Origin of the sequence: Cupriavidus sp. SZY C1 (assembly GCF_032190535.1) — a bacterium.
Classification (GTDB): Bacteria; Pseudomonadota; Gammaproteobacteria; order Burkholderiales; family Burkholderiaceae; genus Cupriavidus; species Cupriavidus pauculus_C.
The window spans coordinates 139,720-156,734 of record NZ_JAUANU010000001.1; the positions used below are offsets into that span (position 1 = coordinate 139,720).

A 17,015-nucleotide genomic window follows, 5' to 3' on the forward strand; every position below is an offset into this window, starting at 1 on the left:
GGGGTTCCTTTCTGGCGAATGGGTGAACGATGGCATCACCGTCGCTCCACAGCGCGGCACGCCGCCGGCGGCCGGCAACGGCCAGGCAGGCACATGTCGCGCATGGGTTCGGGTGATTCGGGAAGCGGCGCCGCAGTCCATCGGCGCACGACGGTCGGTCATGCGCCACGGCAAGGGAATGCACCGGAATACGACTGCGCGAGGTGGCCGATGGCCACGCCAGGCGCCGTCCCGGATGCGTACGGCATGGCGTTAATGTAACACGCGACCCACGCGGCCCCGGATGAGAACAGTCCGAAAAGCAGGCGTCAAATTCGTAGAACGGCGAGAGGAAACGGCGCGCGGGAAAACAAAACGGCGCCCATCGGGCGCCGTTTGCTTGCAACTGGAGGCGGAGGTCGGAATCGAACCGGCGTACACGGCTTTGCAGGCCGCTGCATAACCACTCTGCCACCCCGCCAGGTGACGATGCTGGATTGTATCCGGATTCGCCGCATGCGTCGTCGGGGTTGCCGACACCGCAGCAGGCATCCGATCCGGATTTTCCTGCCAATCTGCTAATGAAAAAGGGAAGCGACGCTTCCCTTTGGGATTGGAGCGGGAGACGAGTCTCGAACTCGCGACCTCAACCTTGGCAAGGTTGCGCTCTACCAACTGAGCTACTCCCGCGTACAACTTTTACTGCTGCGGCAGCTTGCGCTGCCTATCCGCCGACCCGACCTACATCGCCGTGTCACCGGATGCCATTAACCTGGAGCGGGAGACGAGTCTCGAACTCGCGACCTCAACCTTGGCAAGGTTGCGCTCTACCAACTGAGCTACTCCCGCAGGGCCCTGCATCATACCGAAAAGCAGACTATCGCGCAACTTCTTTTAACTACGCAGCTTCGTGCTGGCAATTCGCGCTAAGTACCGCTTATCTTGCTGCTTTCGATTGCGTCGTCAGCAGCGAGAACGAGATTATTGCAAAGGACGAACCGGCTCGTCAACAACTTTTTGCAGCGATTTTCACTTTTGCGTGCGGGCTCCGCTCAGCGCGTCGCTGCGCTCGCGGATCTGCGGCCAGGCGAGCTTCATGTAATAGAACATCGACCACAGCGTGAGCACGGCCGCCACGTAGATCATCACGGTGCCCAGCACCGACGCATCCAGCCCGAACAGCGCATCGTTGAACAGCAGCAGCGGGATCGCGATCATCTGCACCGTGGTCTTGAGCTTGCCCAGGAAGTTGACCGCCACGCTCCGGGACGCGCCGATCTGCGCCATCCATTCGCGCAGCGCCGAGATCGTGATCTCCCGGCCGATGATGACCAGCGCGATCAGGTCCGCCACGCGCCCCAGGGCCAGCAGCGACAGCAGCGCGGCCGTCACCATGAGCTTGTCGGCCACCGGATCCAGGAACGCGCCGAAGGCGGAGGTCTGGTTCCAGCGCCGCGCCAGAAAGCCATCGAGCCAGTCCGTCACCGCGGCGATGATGAAGAACGACGCCGCGGTCACGTTCTTGGTATGCGTCGGCAACCACGCCTCGGGCAGGTAGTAGACCCCGACGACAAGCGGGATCATGGCCACGCGAAGCCAGGTCAGCAGGATGGGAATATTCAGTGGCATGGGCGGAGCGGTCTTGCGCCGGACGGCGGCGTCTTCGTTGTGGTTGCCTGGGCAGATTGCGCGATTGTCGCCGATTTCGGCCTGAAGCCGAAGATTTCGGGTGGGAAGGCGTCCGGCGGCGGGTCGGCCGCCAGCGCCGCCCGTCTCAGTGGAGCTGGCGGTAGATTTCCTCGGCCAGTGTGCGCGAGATGCCCTCGACGCTGGCCAGTTCGTCGATGCTCGCCGCCATCACACCGCGCAGGCCGCCAAAGCGTGTCAGCAGCTTCTGCCGGCGGCGCGCGCCCACGCCCTCGATTTCCTCCAGCCGCGACGTCGTGCGCGCCTTGGCCCGCTTGGCGCGCATGCCCGTGATCGCAAAGCGGTGCGCCTCGTCGCGGATCTGCGCCACCAGCATCAGCGCCGCGCTGCCCTGCCCCAGCTCCAGCGACGGCCGGCCATCGGCGAAGATCAGCGTCTCCAGGCCCACCTTGCGGCCCTCGCCCTTGGCCACGCCAACCAGCAGGCCGATATCGAGCCCCAGTTCCTCGAACACCTGCCGCGCCACCTCCACCTGCCCCTTGCCGCCGTCGATCAGCACCACGCGCGGCATGCGCGGCACGCCGTCGGCGCCCTCGGCGTTCGGGTCGCCGCCGTCCTCCTGGATCTGCTCCACCAGCTTCTGGTAGCGGCGCGTCAGCACCTGGCGCATGGCCGCGTAGTCGTCGCCGGGCGTGATGTCGGTGATATTGAAGCGGCGGTACTCGCTGTTCTGCATCGCGTGATGGTGGAACACCACGCACGACGCCTGGGTCGCCTCGCCCGCCGTATGGCTGATGTCGAAGCACTCGATGCGCAGCATCGCCAGGTCTTCCATGTCCAGGCCGATGGTCTCGGCCAGCGCGCGGGTGCGCGCCTCCTGGCTGCCCTGCTCGGACAACCGCCGCGCCAGGGCCAGGCCCGCGCCCTGCGTGGCCATCTCCAGCCACACGCGGCGCTGGCCCTGCGGCTGGCGCACCAGCGACACCTTGCGGCCCGCCTGCATCGACAGCGCCTCCACCACGGCGCCATCGGCGGGCAGGTGGCTGACGACGATGATCGGCGGCGGCGCCTGGTCCAGGTAGTGCTGGATCATGAAGGCCGACAGCACGCGCATGGCGATCCGGTCGACGGACAGCGGGCCGGTTTCGGCCAGGGCTGCGTCGGACGCAGGATTGGCAACCTGATCCGCAGCCGGCTCGGCCATCGATCCGGCAAGCGGCTCCCCGACGGCGTCGACCACCGGCTCGGCGGCAGCCTCCGCCGTATCGTCGCTTTCCTCGACGATCATCGCCGTCTCGTCGGCATGGGCCGGGAAGTACGCCTTGTCGCCCAGATGCCGGCCGCCGCGCACCATCGCCAGGTTCACGCACGCGCGGCCGCCCTGCACCGCCACGGCCAGCACGTCGATGTCACGCGCCTGGCCCACTTCTTCCACGGCCTGCCGCTTGAGCACCGTGGACAGCGCCGAGATCTGGTCGCGCACGGCGGCCGCCTGCTCGAACTGCAACTGCACCGCGTGGGCTTCCATCTTCTGCTGCAGCCCTTCCAGTACCTCGGTCTCGCGTCCCTGCAGAAAGCGGGCGGCGTTGCCGACGTCGCGCGCGTAGTCGTCCGCCGAAATCGCGTCCACGCACGGCGCCGTGCAGCGGTGGATCTGATGCAGCAGGCACGGGCGCGTGCGGTTGTTGAACACGGTGTCCTCGCAGGTCCGCAGCTGGAACACCTTCTGCAGGATCTGCATGCTTTCGCGCACCGCGTGGGCGCTCGGAAACGGGCCGAAATACTGGTGCTTGCGATCGGTCGCACCCCGGTAGTAGGCCATGCGCGGAAACTTGTGGCCGGTCAGCTTCAGGAACGGGTACGACTTGTCGTCGCGGAACAGGATGTTGTAGCGCGGCGCCAGCGCCTTGATCAGATTGTTCTCAAGCAGCAGCGCCTCGGCCTCGGTCCGCACGACGGTCGTTTCGATCCGCGCGATCTTGCCCACCATCATCGCAATGCGCGGCGACAGCTGCGTCTTGGTGAAATAGCTCGACACCCGCTTCTTCAGGTCCCGCGCCTTGCCCACGTAGAGCACGTTGCCGTCGGCATCGAAATAGCGGTAGACGCCGGGCAACCCCGGCATGCGGGCCAGGATCGGGCGCGGATCGAAGTCGGGCACGTCCGGCGGCTCGGGGGCCGGCGCGGGCGGCGCTTCGGGTGCGGGCAACGCGGGATCGACGGGGGAGACGGGTTCCTGCTCGGGCATCGGGGGGACGATTGGACGGATATCGGTGCGCCGGCACGGGGCGCTGGCCTAGAATCGCAAGTTTAGAGCAATTCGTCCGCGAGACTTTTCTGGCGCGGGCGGCCGCCATCCGAGCCGTAGGCTAATTTCCGCCATGCTAATTCGTTCCTGGGACATCTTCTGCACCGTCATCGACAACTTCGGCGACATCGGCGTCTGCTGGCGGCTCGCGCGCCAGTTGGCGCAGGAGCACGACCACGCGGTGCGGCTCTGGGTCGACGATCTTGGCAGTTTCGCCAAGCTGGCGCCCGAGATCGACTCGAAGGCCGTGCAGCAGCGGCTGGCCGGCGTCGACGTGCATCGCTGGGACGCCCGGCCCGACGCCCCGTTCGCGGCACCCGCGCCGCACGATGCCGTGATCGAAGCCTTTGCGTGCCACCTGCCCGAGCCGTTCCTGGCCGCCATGGCGGCCGCGCCGCGCAAACCCGTCTGGCTCAACCTGGAATACCTGAGCGCCGAGGACTGGGTCAGCGAGCACCATGCGATGGCGTCGCCGCACCCCCGGCTGCCGCTGACCAAGTACTTCTTCTTCCCGGGCTTTGCGCGCGGCACGGGCGGCCTGCTGCGCGAATCGATGATCGGCGCGTCGCGCGATGCGTTCCGCACCAGCCCGGCCGCGCAGGCCACGCTCTGGCACCGCCTGGGCGTCCGGCCCACGCCGGGCACGCTCAGGATCAGCTTCTTCGCCTATGCCAACCCGGCCGCGCCGGCGCTGCTGGACCAATGGCGCGACGGCCCGACCCCGATCGAATGCTTCGTCCCGCAGGGGCTGGCCGCCACGCAGGTGGCCGAATGGCTGGGCGCCCCGCTGACGCCGGGCACCACGCACCACCGTGGCAGCCTGACCATCCACGGCATCCCGTTTGTGCGGCAGGAACACTACGACGAACTGCTCTGGGCCTGCGACGTCAATTTCGTGCGCGGCGAGGACTCATGCGTGCGCGCCCACTGGGCCGGCCGGCCGATGGTTTGGCACATCTACCCGCAGGACGACCACGCGCACCACGTCAAGCTCGACGCCTGGCTGACGCGCTTTGCCCGCGCCGGCGTGGCGCCGGAGGCATCCGCGGCGCTCACCGCCCTCTCCCACGCATGGAACGGGTATGGCACGCGGCCCGACTGGGCCGGCTTCGAGGCGCAGTTGCCGGCCCTGACGGCCGGCGTGGAGCGCTGGCAGCGGCAATTGCAGCACTTGGGCGACCTGGCGGCGAATCTCGTGGACTTCAGTGAAAATCGGGTAAAATAGCCGGTTGATTTCAGAGCTAATGGCGGGCCAGGTTTTCAGGCCAGACAAGCTGCCGGCTGCGCGCCATCGCCATACCGGTTGCCGGGGCATCCATCGATCCCCGGACCATTTTTTTCAGGAAGACAGTTCAGATGAAAATCGCACAGGAACTCCGCGTCGGCAACGTGTTCATGATCGGTTCCGACCCGATGGTGGTGCAGAAGGCCGAATACAACAAGTCGGGCCGCAACGCCGCCGTGGTGAAGATGAAGTACAAGAACCTGCTGACGGATGCCCCGGGCGAGTCCGTCTTCAAGGCCGACGACAAGTTCGAAGTGGTGGTGCTGGATCGCCGCGAATGCACCTACTCGTACTTCGCCGACCCGATGTACGTGTTCATGGACACCGAATACAACCAGTACGAAGTCGAGAAGGACAGCATGGGTGACGCGCTGAACTACCTCGAAGACGGCATGGCCGTGGAAGTGGTGTTCTACAACGACAAGGCGATCTCGGTGGAAATGCCGACCACGCTGGTCCGCGAGATCATCTACACGGAACCGGCCGTCAAGGGCGACACGTCGTCGGGCAAGGTGCTCAAGGGCGCCAAGATCAACACCGGCTTCGAACTGCAAGTGCCGCTGTTCTGCAACATCGGCGACAAGATCGAAATCGACACGCGTACCGGCGAATACCGCAGCCGCGCCAACTAAGCAGTCTGGCGCCACGCGATGAAAAAGGGCAGCTTCGGCTGCCCTTTTTGCGTTCCGGCGCCCCGGGGCGCCAACCGATCGGCTGGTCAGGCGATCAGGCGATCAGGTCCAGGTCCTTCAGCAGGCGCAGCGCCGCGCGGTACTCGCTTTCCTGCACGAGCTTGTTCCAGTCCAGGGGCTTGCGGCGGCCGAACAGCTTGCGGATGCGCCGCTGCGACGTCTTGGTCATCGACGCCTCCAGTTCGGTCAGCAACTGGTCAGCCTTGTCCGGGTTGTTGCAGATCAGGACCATGTCGCAGCCGGCATCCAGCGCGGCGCGGGCGCCCTGCGTGACGCTGCCGGCCACGCTGGCGCCTTCCATGCTCAGGTCGTCGCTGAAGATCACGCCCTCGAAGCCGAGCTGCGTGCGCAGCACGTCCTGCAGCCAGAACCGCGAGAAGCCGGCCGGGTTCGGATCCACCTGCGGGTAGATCACGTGCGCCGGCATGACCGATGCCAGCGCCTGGCCCATCCAGTCGTACGGCCGGGCATCGTGGGCCAGGATCTCGTCGAGCGTCCGCTCGTCGACCGGCACGGCCACGTGCGAGTCGGCCTCGACGTAGCCGTGCCCCGGAAAGTGCTTGCCGCAGTTGGCCATGCCGGCCAGCAGCAGGCCGTGCGTCAGGTGGTTGGCCAGCATCGTCACCACGCGCGGATCGGCATGGAACGCGCGGTCGCCAATCACGCCGCTGCGCCCGAAATCCAGGTCCAGCACCGGCGTGAAGCTCAGGTCGATGTCGCAGGCACGCAGTTCGGCGGCCAGCACGTAGCCGCAGGCGATGGCCGCCTTGGTGGCCAGCAGCACGTCGCGGTCCCAGAGCTGGCCCAGCCTGGCCATGGCCGGCAGGTGCGTGAAGCCGTCGGTTTTGGCGCGCTGCACGCGGCCGCCTTCGTGGTCGATGCAGATCAGCACGTCGTCGCGGACGTTGCGGATCGCGCGAGTCAGGGCCACCAGTTGGGCGCGCGATTCGAAGTTGCGCGCGAACAGGATCACCCCGCCCGTCAGCGGATGGGCGATGCGCCGTTCATCCTCCGCGTTGAGCTGCTTGCCTACCACGTCGAGCACCACCGGGCCGGGGTGCTTGCCGGTCAATTTCTTGTTCATGTTCGTTCAGTTCGAGGCTGTTTCAGGCAGCGGGCCGGGCTGGCCGGTCCGCTCGGCGATCGCGAAGGCGACCGCGTAGTCATGTTCATCGCTGACACTGACCCGGATGGTCAGGCCGCGTTCCCTCACCCAGTCGGCCAGCTCGCCCGTGCATTGCGGCGTGGGCTCGCCCGACGGCAGGTTCAGCAACTCCATGGCTCGCCACGTCATCGGCCAGCGCATGCCCAGGCCAATGGCCTTGGAGAACGCCTCCTTGGCGGCGAAGCGCGTGGCCAGGAACGCCAGGCCGCGCTTTTCCGAGCGGGCCTTGCGCGCGTGATAGACCTTCAGTTCGCGGGGGCCGAGCACCTTTTCGGCAAAGCGGCCGCGCGTGCGGTCCATCACGCCCTGGACGCGGTCGATCTGGATGATGTCGGTGCCGACGCCGTAGATCACGCGGCCTGCCCCGGCACCGGATAGCGGGTGCCCAGCCGGGCGGCGACCATGATCGCCTTCATCTCGCGCACGGCGTTCTGCCAGCCGACGAAGACCGCGTGGGCCACCACCGCGTGGCCGATGTTCAGTTCCTGGATGCCGGGCAGCGCCGCAATGCGCTGCACGTTCGTGTAGTGCAGGCCGTGGCCGGCGTTGACGACGAGCCCGTGCTTCTGGCCCGCCGCGACGCCCTGCGCCACGCGCTGGAATTCGGCTTCCTGCGCCTCGGCCGTGTGGGCGTCGGCGTAGGCGCCGGTATGGATCTCGATCACGGGCGCCTTGCAGGCGGCCGCGGCGGCAATCTGGTCGGCATCGGCGTCGATGAACAGCGAGACGCGGATGCCGGCATCGGCCAGTTGGCGGCACGCGGCGCTGACCTGCTCGAAGTGGCCGGCCACGTCGAGCCCGCCTTCGGTGGTCACTTCCTCGCGCTTCTCAGGCACCAGGCAAACGTCCTGCGGCTTGATCTCGCAGGCGATGTCGAGCATTTCGGCGGTGATCGCGCATTCCAGGTTCATGCGCGTGGCCAGCCGGGGCCGCAGCGCGCGCACGTCGGCGTCGCGGATGTGGCGGCGATCCTCGCGCAGGTGCAGCGTGATCAGGTCCGCGCCGGCTTCCTCGGCCTGCAACGCGGCCTGGATCGGATCGGGATAGACCGTGCCGCGCGCATTGCGCAGCGTGGCAACGTGATCGATATTGATGCCGAGGTCGATGACCCCGGGATGCGCGTGGAAAATCATGCCGGCTTGCTCGGGATAAGGGAAATCAAAGGTACTGCAGGTCGATCAGGATCTGGCGCGTCTTCAGCGGCTCGCCCTGCAGATAATAATGCAGCAGGAACCGCATCAGCGCGCGGCTTTGCGTAACCGTTTGTGCGCGGCCGTAGTCGTCCTGCGCCATGTTCAGCAGCGTCTGGCCCGATACCACCGGCCAGCTCGACGGATCGCTGGCCTGCGCGCGCCGCACGCCGCGCTCGGGCTGGTAGACGTAGTCCAGCCCCGCCTGCACGCGCTCGCCGGTCTTGGTGCACTGGTCGAACGCCACCGCAAAGCCGGTTTCCTGCAGCAGCACCCGCTCGAAGCTGCGCAGCACCAGGCTGGCCGATTCGCCATGCGCCAGCCGCGTCAACGTGATCATGTAGTGCTTGAACAACGCCGGATGCGCGTCTTCGCGCGGGCAGAAACGCAATAGCAGTTCGTTGAGATAGAAGCCCGAGAGCAGCGCATCGCCGGCCAGCGGCAGCATGCCGCCGACGTACTCGGCCTTGGTCAGCGTCTTGACCTCGCCCCGCCCCGTCCAGGACAGCGCGATCGGGTGGAAATGCTGGAGCACCGGGCGCAGCGCCGAATGCGGGCGCTTGGCGCCCTTGGCGACCATCGCCATGCGGCCGTGGTCGCGCGTGAACACGTCCAGGATCAGGCTCGTTTCGCGATACGGGTAGGCGTGCAGCACAAAGCCGGCCTCGTTGCTGACGCGCAGTTCGGAGCGCGCCGGCACGATCCGCATGGCGCGGTCCATCATTTCGCGGCCGGCGGCCACGGCCGGGTTCAGCGCGGGAATGCCACCCGACTCCAGCACCTCGGCCGCTTCCTCGGCAATCGGATCGGCACTGCGCGCACGCGGCGCGGCGGCGCGGCGCACGTCGGGCATCTTGCTCACTCGTAGCCGTAGGCGCGCAGTCCGGCTTCGTTGTCGGCCCAGCCGCTCTTGACCTTGATCCACATCTCCAAGTAGACCTTGCCGTCGAACAGCTTTTCCATGTCCAGGCGCGCCTCGGTGGAGATCTGCTTGAGCTTGCTGCCCTTGTTGCCGATGATCATGGCCTTGTGGGCGTCGCGCTCGACCAGGATCGTGGCGAAAACACGACGCAGCCGGCCTTCGGTCTCGAACTTGTCGATGACGACGGTGCTCGTGTACGGCAGTTCGTCGCCGGTCCAGCGGAACACCTTCTCGCGGATGATTTCCGACGCCAGAAAGCGCTCGCTGCGGTCCGTCATGGCGTCGACGTCGTACATCGGCTCGCCTTCGGGCAGGAACGGGCGGATGATGGCCAGCAGCCGCTGGATGTGGTCGCGCGTCTTGGCCGACATCGGCACCACTTCCGTGAACGGAAAGCGCTGCCCCATCTGCTCCAGGAACGGCATCATCACTTCATAGCGGCCTTCGCCGATGCGGTCGAGCTTGTTGCAGACCAGCAGCACGGGCACGTTCTTCGGCAGCAGCGTCAGCACCTTTTCATCATCGGGGCCGAAATAGCCGGCTTCCACGACGAACAGCACCACATCCACCGAAGACAGCGTCGACGTGACGGCGCGGTTCAGCGACCGGTTCAGCGCGCTGGCGTGCCGCGTCTGGAAGCCCGGCGTGTCCGCGAACACGTACTGGGCGTCGTCCGTGGTCTGGATCCCGACGATGCGGTGGCGCGTGGTCTGCGCCTTGCGCGACGTGATGCTGACCTTCTGGCCGACCAGCGCGTTCATCAGCGTGGATTTGCCGACATTGGGGCGGCCAACGATGGCCACGGTGCCGCGGCGGAAAGCCGGGGCACCGGACGGGTCCGCAGCGTCCTGCTGCGGAGGGAGAGAATCGGTCATTCCTTCAACCTGAGAGACAACTGGGGATCCGGCGGCACCGGCTGCTTGCGCGTCTTGCCCGTGCGTTCGGCACGGCTGCGCTTGAGCAACTGCGGCACCAGCTTCTGGACTTCGTCCAGCGCCAGCTTGGCCGCCGCCTGCTCGGCCGCCCGGCGCGACGCGCCGGTGCCGAACACGCGCACCTCCAGTTTAGGCACGATGCACTCGACTTCAAATTGCTGGCTGTGCGCCGCGCCGTGCGTGGCTATGACGTTGTACTGCGGCAGGGCGATCTTGTGGCCCTGCAGGTACTCCTGGAGCAGCGTCTTGGCATCCTTGCCCAGCGTGCGCGGATCGACCTGCTCCAGAATGGGGATATACAGCTTGCGGATCAGCGCCCGGGCGGCGTCGAATCCGCTATCGAGAAAGACCGCGCCGACGATGGCCTCCAGCGCATCGGCAAGGATCGAGGGGCGGCGGAAACCGCCGCTCTTCAGTTCGCCCTCGCCCAGGCGCAGCGCGTCGGACAGTTGCAGCATCTGCGCAATCTCGTACAGCGCCTGCTGCTTGACCAGGTTGGCGCGCACGCGCGACAGGTCGCCCTCGTCCAGCTTGCCGAACATGCCGTAGAGCATGTCCGCCACCGCGCAGTTGAGCACCGAATCGCCCAGGAATTCCAGCCGTTCGTTGTGCTGCGCATTATGACTGCGATGCGTGAGCGCCTGCTGCAGCAATTCGGGCTTGCTGAATCGGTAGCCGAGACGTTGCTGCAAGGCGTCGAGGGTCATGTCTTTACTGCGTTCCCGAATAGGTTATCAAAAAGCTCAACGGTCCGTAGACCTTCACTTCGGTCCGGTATTCGAAGCCGATGGACCGGATTCGGCCGGTTTCGTCCTCGTTCACGTCCAGATCCTCACCCCGGATCGAGGTGATGTTGTCGATCTGGGCCTGCCTGTCGAAATTGGCGGCCACGTCCTTGCGGTTCATGGCCCGGTCACGGGCGTAATTGATCGCGCGCTTGACCGAGAAATATTCCATGGCACTGGGTAACGATTTCAGTGCCGGCAATGCGACCGCCGCAATCAGAATGACGACGACCAGCATCGACCCCAACGAAAATCCACGTGATCTATTGATCACCAAAGCGCGGACTTTCCCCCGATTAACCCCAAACTGCTGACCCATCGCGCTGCCCTCTTTAGTGAGTGTTTTGCGCCGCCTGGAGCCGCCAACTGCTTATTTGAACGACCCCACGCGCCCGAAATTGCCCAGATTCATCCAGATCATGAAGGCCTTGCCGACGATATTCTTGTCCGGCACGAACCCCCAGTAACGGGAATCGAGGCTGTTGTCACGGTTATCTCCCATGACGAAATAGTGACCTTCCGGCACCTTGCACGTCAGGCCCTGCTGATTGTAAGTGCAGTTATCGCGGAACGGAAAATCCGGATCGGCGCCCGCCACGAATGCCGGCCGGTCCGCGTCGTTCAGGATGCCATGTTCGGGGCCGCCCGGCAGCTTTTCGGTGAAATGCTTCGAGTAGGCCAGCCGTTCCTCGTCCAGGTATTCCGGCAACTGGCTGTATTCGGCCGGCTTGCCATTGATCGTCAGCTTCTTGTTCTCGTAGCGCACCACGTCGCCCGGCACGCCAATCACGCGCTTGATGTAGTCGAGCGATTCGTCCTTCGGGTAACGGAACACCATCACGTCGCCACGCTGCGGCTCGCCGATATCGACGACCTTCTTGTTCATCACCGGCAGCCGGATGCCGTATTCATACTTGTTCACCAGGATGAAATCGCCGATCAGCAGCGTCGGGATCATCGACCCGGAAGGAATCTTGAACGGTTCGACCACGAACGAGCGCAGCACGAATACGGCCAGGATGACCGGGAAGAAGCTCGCCGAATATTCCAGCCACCACGGCTGGCGCATTTTTTCCTCGGCCAGCCTGGCGCGCGAGCGATCCAGATCGGCGGTGCCCTGCCCGGCCTGCATGTACTGGCGCTGCGAGTCGAACTCGGCCAGCGCCAGTTGTGTCACGCTGCGGCGCTGGCGTTCGAAGACCAGCTTGTCAGCAACCCAGGCAATGCCCGTAATGACGACCAGCACGAAAAGGATCAGTGCAAAATTCATGACGGCTTGGAGTGATGTCTATTTTGTTGGTATCGCCCGGAGGCTCCGGCCGGTTGGCGACGCTTATTTGTCGTCCACCTGCAGGATGGCCAGGAAGGCTTCCTGCGGGATTTCCACCGTGCCCACCTGCTTCATCCGCTTCTTGCCGGCTTTCTGCTTTTCCAGCAGTTTCTTTTTCCGCGAAATATCGCCGCCATAGCATTTGGCCAGCACGTTCTTGCGCAGCGCCTTGACGTTCTCGCGCGCGATGATGTTCGACCCGATGGCGGCCTGGATGGCCACGTCGTACATCTGGCGCGGAATGATTTCCCGCATCTTGGCCGCCACCTCGCGCCCGCGGTATTGCGAGTTCGAGCGGTGCACGATGACGGACAGCGCGTCGACCTTGTCGCTGTTGATCAGGATGTCGACCTTGACCACGTCGGACGGACGATACTCCTTGAATTCGTAATCCATCGACGCATAACCGCGCGACACCGATTTCAGCCGGTCAAAGAAATCCATGACGATTTCCGCCATGGGAATCTCGTACGTCAGTTGCACCTGCTTGCCGTGGTAGCTCATGTTGATCTGCGAACCGCGTTTCTGCGTGCACAGCGTGATCACCGAGCCGACATAATCCTGCGGCATATACAGGTTGACGGTCACGATCGGTTCAAGAATTGCCTCGATCCGGCTCGGATCGGGCATTTTGGCCGGGTTTTCCACCGTCACCATCGTGCCGTCGCGCAACTGGACCTGGTAGACCACGGTCGGCGCGGTCGTGATCAGGTCCATGTCGAATTCGCGCTCCAGCCGTTCCTGCACGATTTCCATGTGCAGCAGGCCCAGGAAGCCGCAGCGGAAGCCGAAGCCCAGCGCCTGCGAGACTTCCGGCTCGAACTGCAGCGACGCGTCGTTCAGGCGCAGCTTTTCCAGCGATTCGCGCAGCGCTTCGTACTGGTTGGCTTCCACCGGATACAGGCCGGCAAACACCTGCGGCTTGACTTCCTTGAAGCCGGGCAGCGGTGCTTCCGCCCGGCGCTGGATCGTGGTGATCGTGTCGCCGACCTTGGCCGCCTTCAGTTCCTTGATGCCGGCGATGACGAAGCCCACCTGCCCGGCCGTCAGCGCGTCGCGCTGGATCGATTTTGGCGAAAATACGCCCACTTGCTCGGTCAGGTGCTGCGCCCCGATGGCCATCAGCAGGATCTTGTCCTTGGGACGCAGCGTGCCGTTGACCACGCGCACCAGCATCACCACGCCGACGTAGTTGTCGAACCACGAGTCGATGATCAGCGCCTGCAGCGGCGCGTCGGCGTTGCCCTTGGGCGGCGGCACCTTGGCGATCAGCGCCTCGATCACGTCTTCCACGCCCTGGCCGGTCTTGGCCGAGCACGGCGTGGCGTCGCTCGCGTCGATGCCGATGACGTCCTCGATTTCCTGCTTGGCGTTGTCCGGATCGGCCTGCGGCAAGTCGATCTTGTTCAGCACCGGCACCACTTCCACGCCCAGCTCGATGGCGGTGTAGCAGTTGGCCACAGTCTGCGCTTCCACGCCCTGCGACGCATCGACGACCAGCAGCGCGCCTTCGCACGCCGACAGCGAGCGGCTGACTTCGTAGCTGAAGTCGACGTGGCCCGGCGTGTCGATCAGGTTGAGGTTGTAGACCTGGCCGTCGCGCGCCTTGTAGCTCAACGCGGCGGTCTGGGCCTTGATCGTGATGCCGCGCTCTTTCTCGATGTCCATCGAGTCGAGCACCTGCGCTTCCATTTCCCGATCCGACAGCCCGCCACAGCGCTGAATGATCCGATCGGCCAGGGTCGATTTACCGTGGTCGATGTGGGCAATGATCGAAAAATTACGAATATGGTCCATCTAATGATCTGGAAAGCGCCAGCGCGGCCCGGCAAGTCAGATGGCGCGGGCGCGGCAAGAAAGGAGGGGCGCAGGATTTTGCGCCAATCCGCGATTTTACAGTAGTTTCAAGGACTTCCGTCGCGGGAAATGGGTGGCGCTTGGCGCGCCGGCCGCCGTACGGCATGGCGCCTCGCGCACGCGCCAAGAAAAAACGCGCCGGAGATGCCCTCCGGCGCGATTTCCTGGCCGACGAACGACCCGAAACGGGCCATTTCCGTGCCCCAGCGCCTTAACGGCTCTGGCTCGGACGCAGCGTCAGCACCTGGGTGGCGTCGCCGCGTCGCACGAACACGGCGGCCATCCGGTTGCGATCGAGCCCCTTGACCAGCTCGTTGAACTGGCGCGCGCCCGTGATATCGGTGTCGCCGACGCGCAGGATCACGTCACCGGGCCGGATGCCGGCGCGGGCCGCCGGGCCGTCGGCCGTCTCGACCTCCACGCCAGACTTGATCTTCAGCTCGCGCAGTTTGGTCTCGGCAATGTCGCTGACCACCAGCCCCAGCGCGTTCGGCTTGGCGGCCTGCTGCTCCTCGCCGCCGCTGTTGCCACGGCGATCCCCTTTGCGGGCGGCGGACTTGGCGCCATCCGGCTCCAGCTCGGCCACGGTGATCTGCACGTCGCGCGTCTGGCCCTTGCGCCACACCTGCAGCGGCACGCGGGTGCCCGGCTTGGTATCGCCGACCATGCGCGGCAGGTCAGACGCCTTCTCGATGTCGCGGCCGTTGAACTTCAGGATGATGTCGCCGGCCTCGATGCCGGCCTTTTCCGCCGGACCGCCCGGTTCGACGCTGCCGACCAGCGCGCCCCGCGCCCGGCCCAGCCCCAGCGAGTCGGCGGCTTCCTTCGACACATCGCTGATCGCCACGGCGATCCGGCCGCGCGTCACACGGCCGCTCGTCTTGAGCTGCTCGGTCACGCGCATCGCCTCGTCGATCGGAATCGCGAACGAAATGCCCATGTAGCCACCGCTGCGGCTATAGATCTGCGAGTTGATCCCGATGACCTCGCCGCGCAGGTTGATCAGCGGCCCGCCCGAGTTGCCGGGGTTCACGGCCACGTCGGTCTGGATGAACGGCAGGTAGTCTCCCGTATCGCGGCCCTTGGCCGACACGATGCCGGCGGTCACGCTGTTGTCGAGTCCGAACGGCGAGCCAATGGCCAGCACCCACTCGCCCGGCCGGATCTTGTCCGAATCGCCAAGCGCCAGGCGCGGCAGGTTGCTCGCCTCGATCTTGAGCAGCGCCACGTCCGTGCGCTTGTCGGAACCGATCAGCTTGGCCTTGAACTCGCGCTTGTCGGGCAGCGTGACATAGATGGTCTCGGCGTCCGCCACGACGTGGGCGTTGGTCATCACGTAGCCATCGGCGCTGATGATGAACCCCGACCCCACGCCCCGGCTCTGCTCTTCGCCCTGGGGCGGCGTCTGCGGCTGGCCGCGGCGCGGCGGCGTGGGCGTGCCCGGCATCGGGACGCCGAAGAAGCGGCGGAAGAACTCCGCCATCTCGTCGTCCTCGGGAGAATTGCCGCGCGAGCGCACGCGCTCCGTGGTGCGGATATTGACCACGGCGGGACTCGCCTTTTCGACCAGATCGGTGAAATCGGGCAGGTTGTAATTCGAGGCCGCGGCCTGGGCGTGGCCCAGTTCGGATACGGCCGGACCAAGCACAAGCATGGCCACCATGACCATGGCCCGCGCCAGGGCTGGGGATCTGGAAATCATCGACGAACTCCCGGGAGAATCAGCGAGAAACGGTTGCTTCGCGGCAGGCTTGGCCGGGGGCGCCTGCGAAGCGCACGGCCTGGTGGTCCGGCGCGGGATTCGCTGCCCCGCCGACACACCAGGAACTGGCTCAGTGTAACGCCTTGGGCGGGCGGTACTCCACGCCGGCTGCGAACTGCTTGACGGTGGCGGCCGGCACTTCACCGACCACGGTGATCCAGTAGTCGGACACCCGTCGCACCACCACCTGGGTCGCCCCGAGCGAGGCCACGCCTTCGCGGCGGGCACGTTGTTCCGAGACCGGCTCGATGAACACCGACAGGCCGGTCAGCCCATCGCTGTACACCACCTGCAGCACCTCGAACACGCCGGCGGGCTTGCTGCCCTGCGGCGGGGTCCGCAATTCGCCCAGCGGGCGGCGGACTTCGCGAATCTTCTGGAACCCCTTGATCGGGGTGTTGATGGTCCAGCCCTCGTCGGCGATATTGGCCGACTGGTAGCTGACCTCGTAGTGGTTCCACGACGCCGCAGCCTTGATCGCGTTCAGGATGCGTTGCTTGTCCGACGGCACGCCGATGTCGACCTGCGAGAACGCCACCTGCTCCAGCACCTTGCCGCCTTCGCCGATGGTCTGGGCGCGCATCAGCAGGCCGGAGTTGCGGTCCGCCCAGAGGCGCACGGCATACCGGGCCGAATCATGCGGCTCCAGCGCGAATACCTCGCACTCGACACCGGCAACGCGCTCCGCCGGCAGCTTGCGCATGTCGTACAGATCGAGCACGTCGCTCTTGTTCGTGGCCAGCAGCGCCGGGAAACGGTCCTTCGCCTCCTGCTTCTCGACCACGACGAGCTTCGCCTCGGGAATCAGGCTATGCACGACGTCGTTCTGGCGCAGCACCTCGCGCGGCTTGCCGTCCAGGGTCTCCAGGCGTTCGTACTCGTTGTGCGCGAGGTCGCTGTAATGCTGGATACGCGAGGCATGCATGACGCTGCCGCGCTGGTAGATCAGCGTGCCGACGTAGTTCTCGCGCTGGGCGGCGCGATGGATCTTGTTGAGCCACGCGGTGGCATCGCGTCGGTTCAGCGTGCTGTCCGACGGCTGCGCGGTGGCCGCGGCAGCAGTCAGACACAAGGCCAGAAAAAAGGACCTGCGCAGGCCCTTCCTTCCATGTACGCCCGCTACATTTACGGGCGACCGTCCTTTATGCATGTCCGGCA

General features: G+C 65.5%; 15 protein-coding genes and 3 tRNA genes. 2 read left to right on the top strand and 16 right to left on the bottom strand.

Features of this window, described 5'->3' with window-relative positions:
- Positions 1–386: 386 nt before the first annotated feature.
- The 5 genes from QTN24_RS00645 to uvrC form a co-directional block, all read right to left on the bottom strand.
- Positions 387–460: transfer RNA gene (locus QTN24_RS00645), tRNA-Cys, on the bottom strand.
- A gap of 133 nt (positions 461–593) precedes the next feature.
- Positions 594–669: transfer RNA gene (locus QTN24_RS00650), tRNA-Gly, on the bottom strand.
- Positions 670–752: 83 nt separating this feature from the next.
- Positions 753–828: transfer RNA gene (locus tag QTN24_RS00655), tRNA-Gly, on the bottom strand.
- A 180-nt stretch (positions 829–1,008) separates the two neighbouring features.
- Positions 1,009–1,608 (bottom strand): CDP-diacylglycerol--glycerol-3-phosphate 3-phosphatidyltransferase, encoded by a 600-nt coding sequence (gene pgsA / locus QTN24_RS00660; protein WP_124683830.1) that lies wholly within the window; start codon positions 1,606–1,608, stop codon positions 1,009–1,011.
- A gap of 145 nt (positions 1,609–1,753) precedes the next feature.
- A complete protein-coding gene (gene uvrC / locus QTN24_RS00665) occupies positions 1,754–3,874 on the bottom strand; it encodes an excinuclease ABC subunit UvrC (protein ID WP_313835001.1) in 2,121 nt (706 codons plus the stop codon).
- A gap of 133 nt (positions 3,875–4,007) precedes the next feature.
- Here uvrC and earP point away from each other — a divergent pair, with 133 nt between their 5' ends.
- Positions 4,008–5,159 (top strand): elongation factor P maturation arginine rhamnosyltransferase EarP, encoded by a 1,152-nt coding sequence (earP, locus tag QTN24_RS00670; protein WP_313835002.1) that lies wholly within the window; start codon positions 4,008–4,010, stop codon positions 5,157–5,159.
- 131 nt (positions 5,160–5,290) lie between these two features.
- Entirely contained in the window at positions 5,291–5,851 is a 561-nt protein-coding gene (gene efp, locus QTN24_RS00675) for an elongation factor P (protein WP_124683827.1), read from the top strand.
- Positions 5,852–5,945: 94 nt separating this feature from the next.
- Here efp and nagZ read toward each other — a convergent pair whose 3' ends face one another.
- The 11 genes from nagZ to QTN24_RS00730 form a co-directional block, all read right to left on the bottom strand.
- Positions 5,946–6,995 carry a beta-N-acetylhexosaminidase gene (nagZ, locus tag QTN24_RS00680; protein WP_313835003.1) on the bottom strand — a complete coding sequence of 350 codons (1,050 nt, stop codon included), beginning with the start codon at positions 6,993–6,995 and terminating at the stop codon, positions 5,946–5,948.
- A 6-nt stretch (positions 6,996–7,001) separates the two neighbouring features.
- A complete protein-coding gene (gene acpS / locus QTN24_RS00685; protein ID WP_124683825.1) occupies positions 7,002–7,430 on the bottom strand; it encodes a holo-ACP synthase in 429 nt (142 codons plus the stop codon).
- On the bottom strand, positions 7,427–8,209 hold the full coding sequence (gene pdxJ, locus QTN24_RS00690) for a pyridoxine 5'-phosphate synthase (RefSeq protein WP_124683824.1): 783 nt from the start codon (positions 8,207–8,209) through the stop codon (positions 7,427–7,429). Before pdxJ ends, acpS begins: the two co-directional genes overlap by 4 nt.
- Before the next feature lie 25 nt (positions 8,210–8,234).
- Positions 8,235–9,119, bottom strand: coding sequence for a DNA repair protein RecO (gene recO / locus QTN24_RS00695; RefSeq protein ID WP_313835004.1), 885 nt, complete (start codon positions 9,117–9,119; stop codon positions 8,235–8,237).
- Between the two features lie 5 nt (positions 9,120–9,124).
- Positions 9,125–10,063: a GTPase Era gene (gene era / locus QTN24_RS00700; protein ID WP_313835005.1), complete on the bottom strand. Its 939-nt coding sequence runs from the start codon at positions 10,061–10,063 to the stop codon at positions 9,125–9,127.
- Complete coding sequence (rnc, locus tag QTN24_RS00705; RefSeq protein WP_124683821.1) at positions 10,060–10,830, bottom strand: ribonuclease III; 771 nt, start codon at positions 10,828–10,830, stop codon at positions 10,060–10,062. The genes era and rnc overlap by 4 nt, the downstream gene beginning before the upstream one ends.
- A 4-nt stretch (positions 10,831–10,834) precedes the next feature.
- A complete protein-coding gene (locus QTN24_RS00710; protein ID WP_253699806.1) occupies positions 10,835–11,146 on the bottom strand; it encodes a DUF4845 domain-containing protein in 312 nt (103 codons plus the stop codon).
- Positions 11,147–11,278: 132 nt separating this feature from the next.
- Entirely contained in the window at positions 11,279–12,178 is a 900-nt protein-coding gene (gene lepB / locus QTN24_RS00715; RefSeq protein ID WP_313835006.1) for a signal peptidase I, read from the bottom strand.
- A gap of 63 nt (positions 12,179–12,241) precedes the next feature.
- Positions 12,242–14,035, bottom strand: coding sequence for a translation elongation factor 4 (gene lepA, locus QTN24_RS00720; RefSeq protein WP_313835007.1), 1,794 nt, complete (start codon positions 14,033–14,035; stop codon positions 12,242–12,244).
- A 271-nt stretch (positions 14,036–14,306) separates the two neighbouring features.
- Positions 14,307–15,797 carry a DegQ family serine endoprotease gene (locus QTN24_RS00725; RefSeq protein WP_124683817.1) on the bottom strand — a complete coding sequence of 497 codons (1,491 nt, stop codon included), beginning with the start codon at positions 15,795–15,797 and terminating at the stop codon, positions 14,307–14,309.
- Between the two features lie 130 nt (positions 15,798–15,927).
- The gene (locus QTN24_RS00730; RefSeq protein WP_124683816.1) at positions 15,928–17,007 is read right to left on the bottom strand and encodes a MucB/RseB C-terminal domain-containing protein; all 1,080 of its coding nucleotides are present in this window, start codon (positions 17,005–17,007) and stop codon (positions 15,928–15,930) included.
- Between the last annotated feature and the right edge of the window lie 8 nt (positions 17,008–17,015).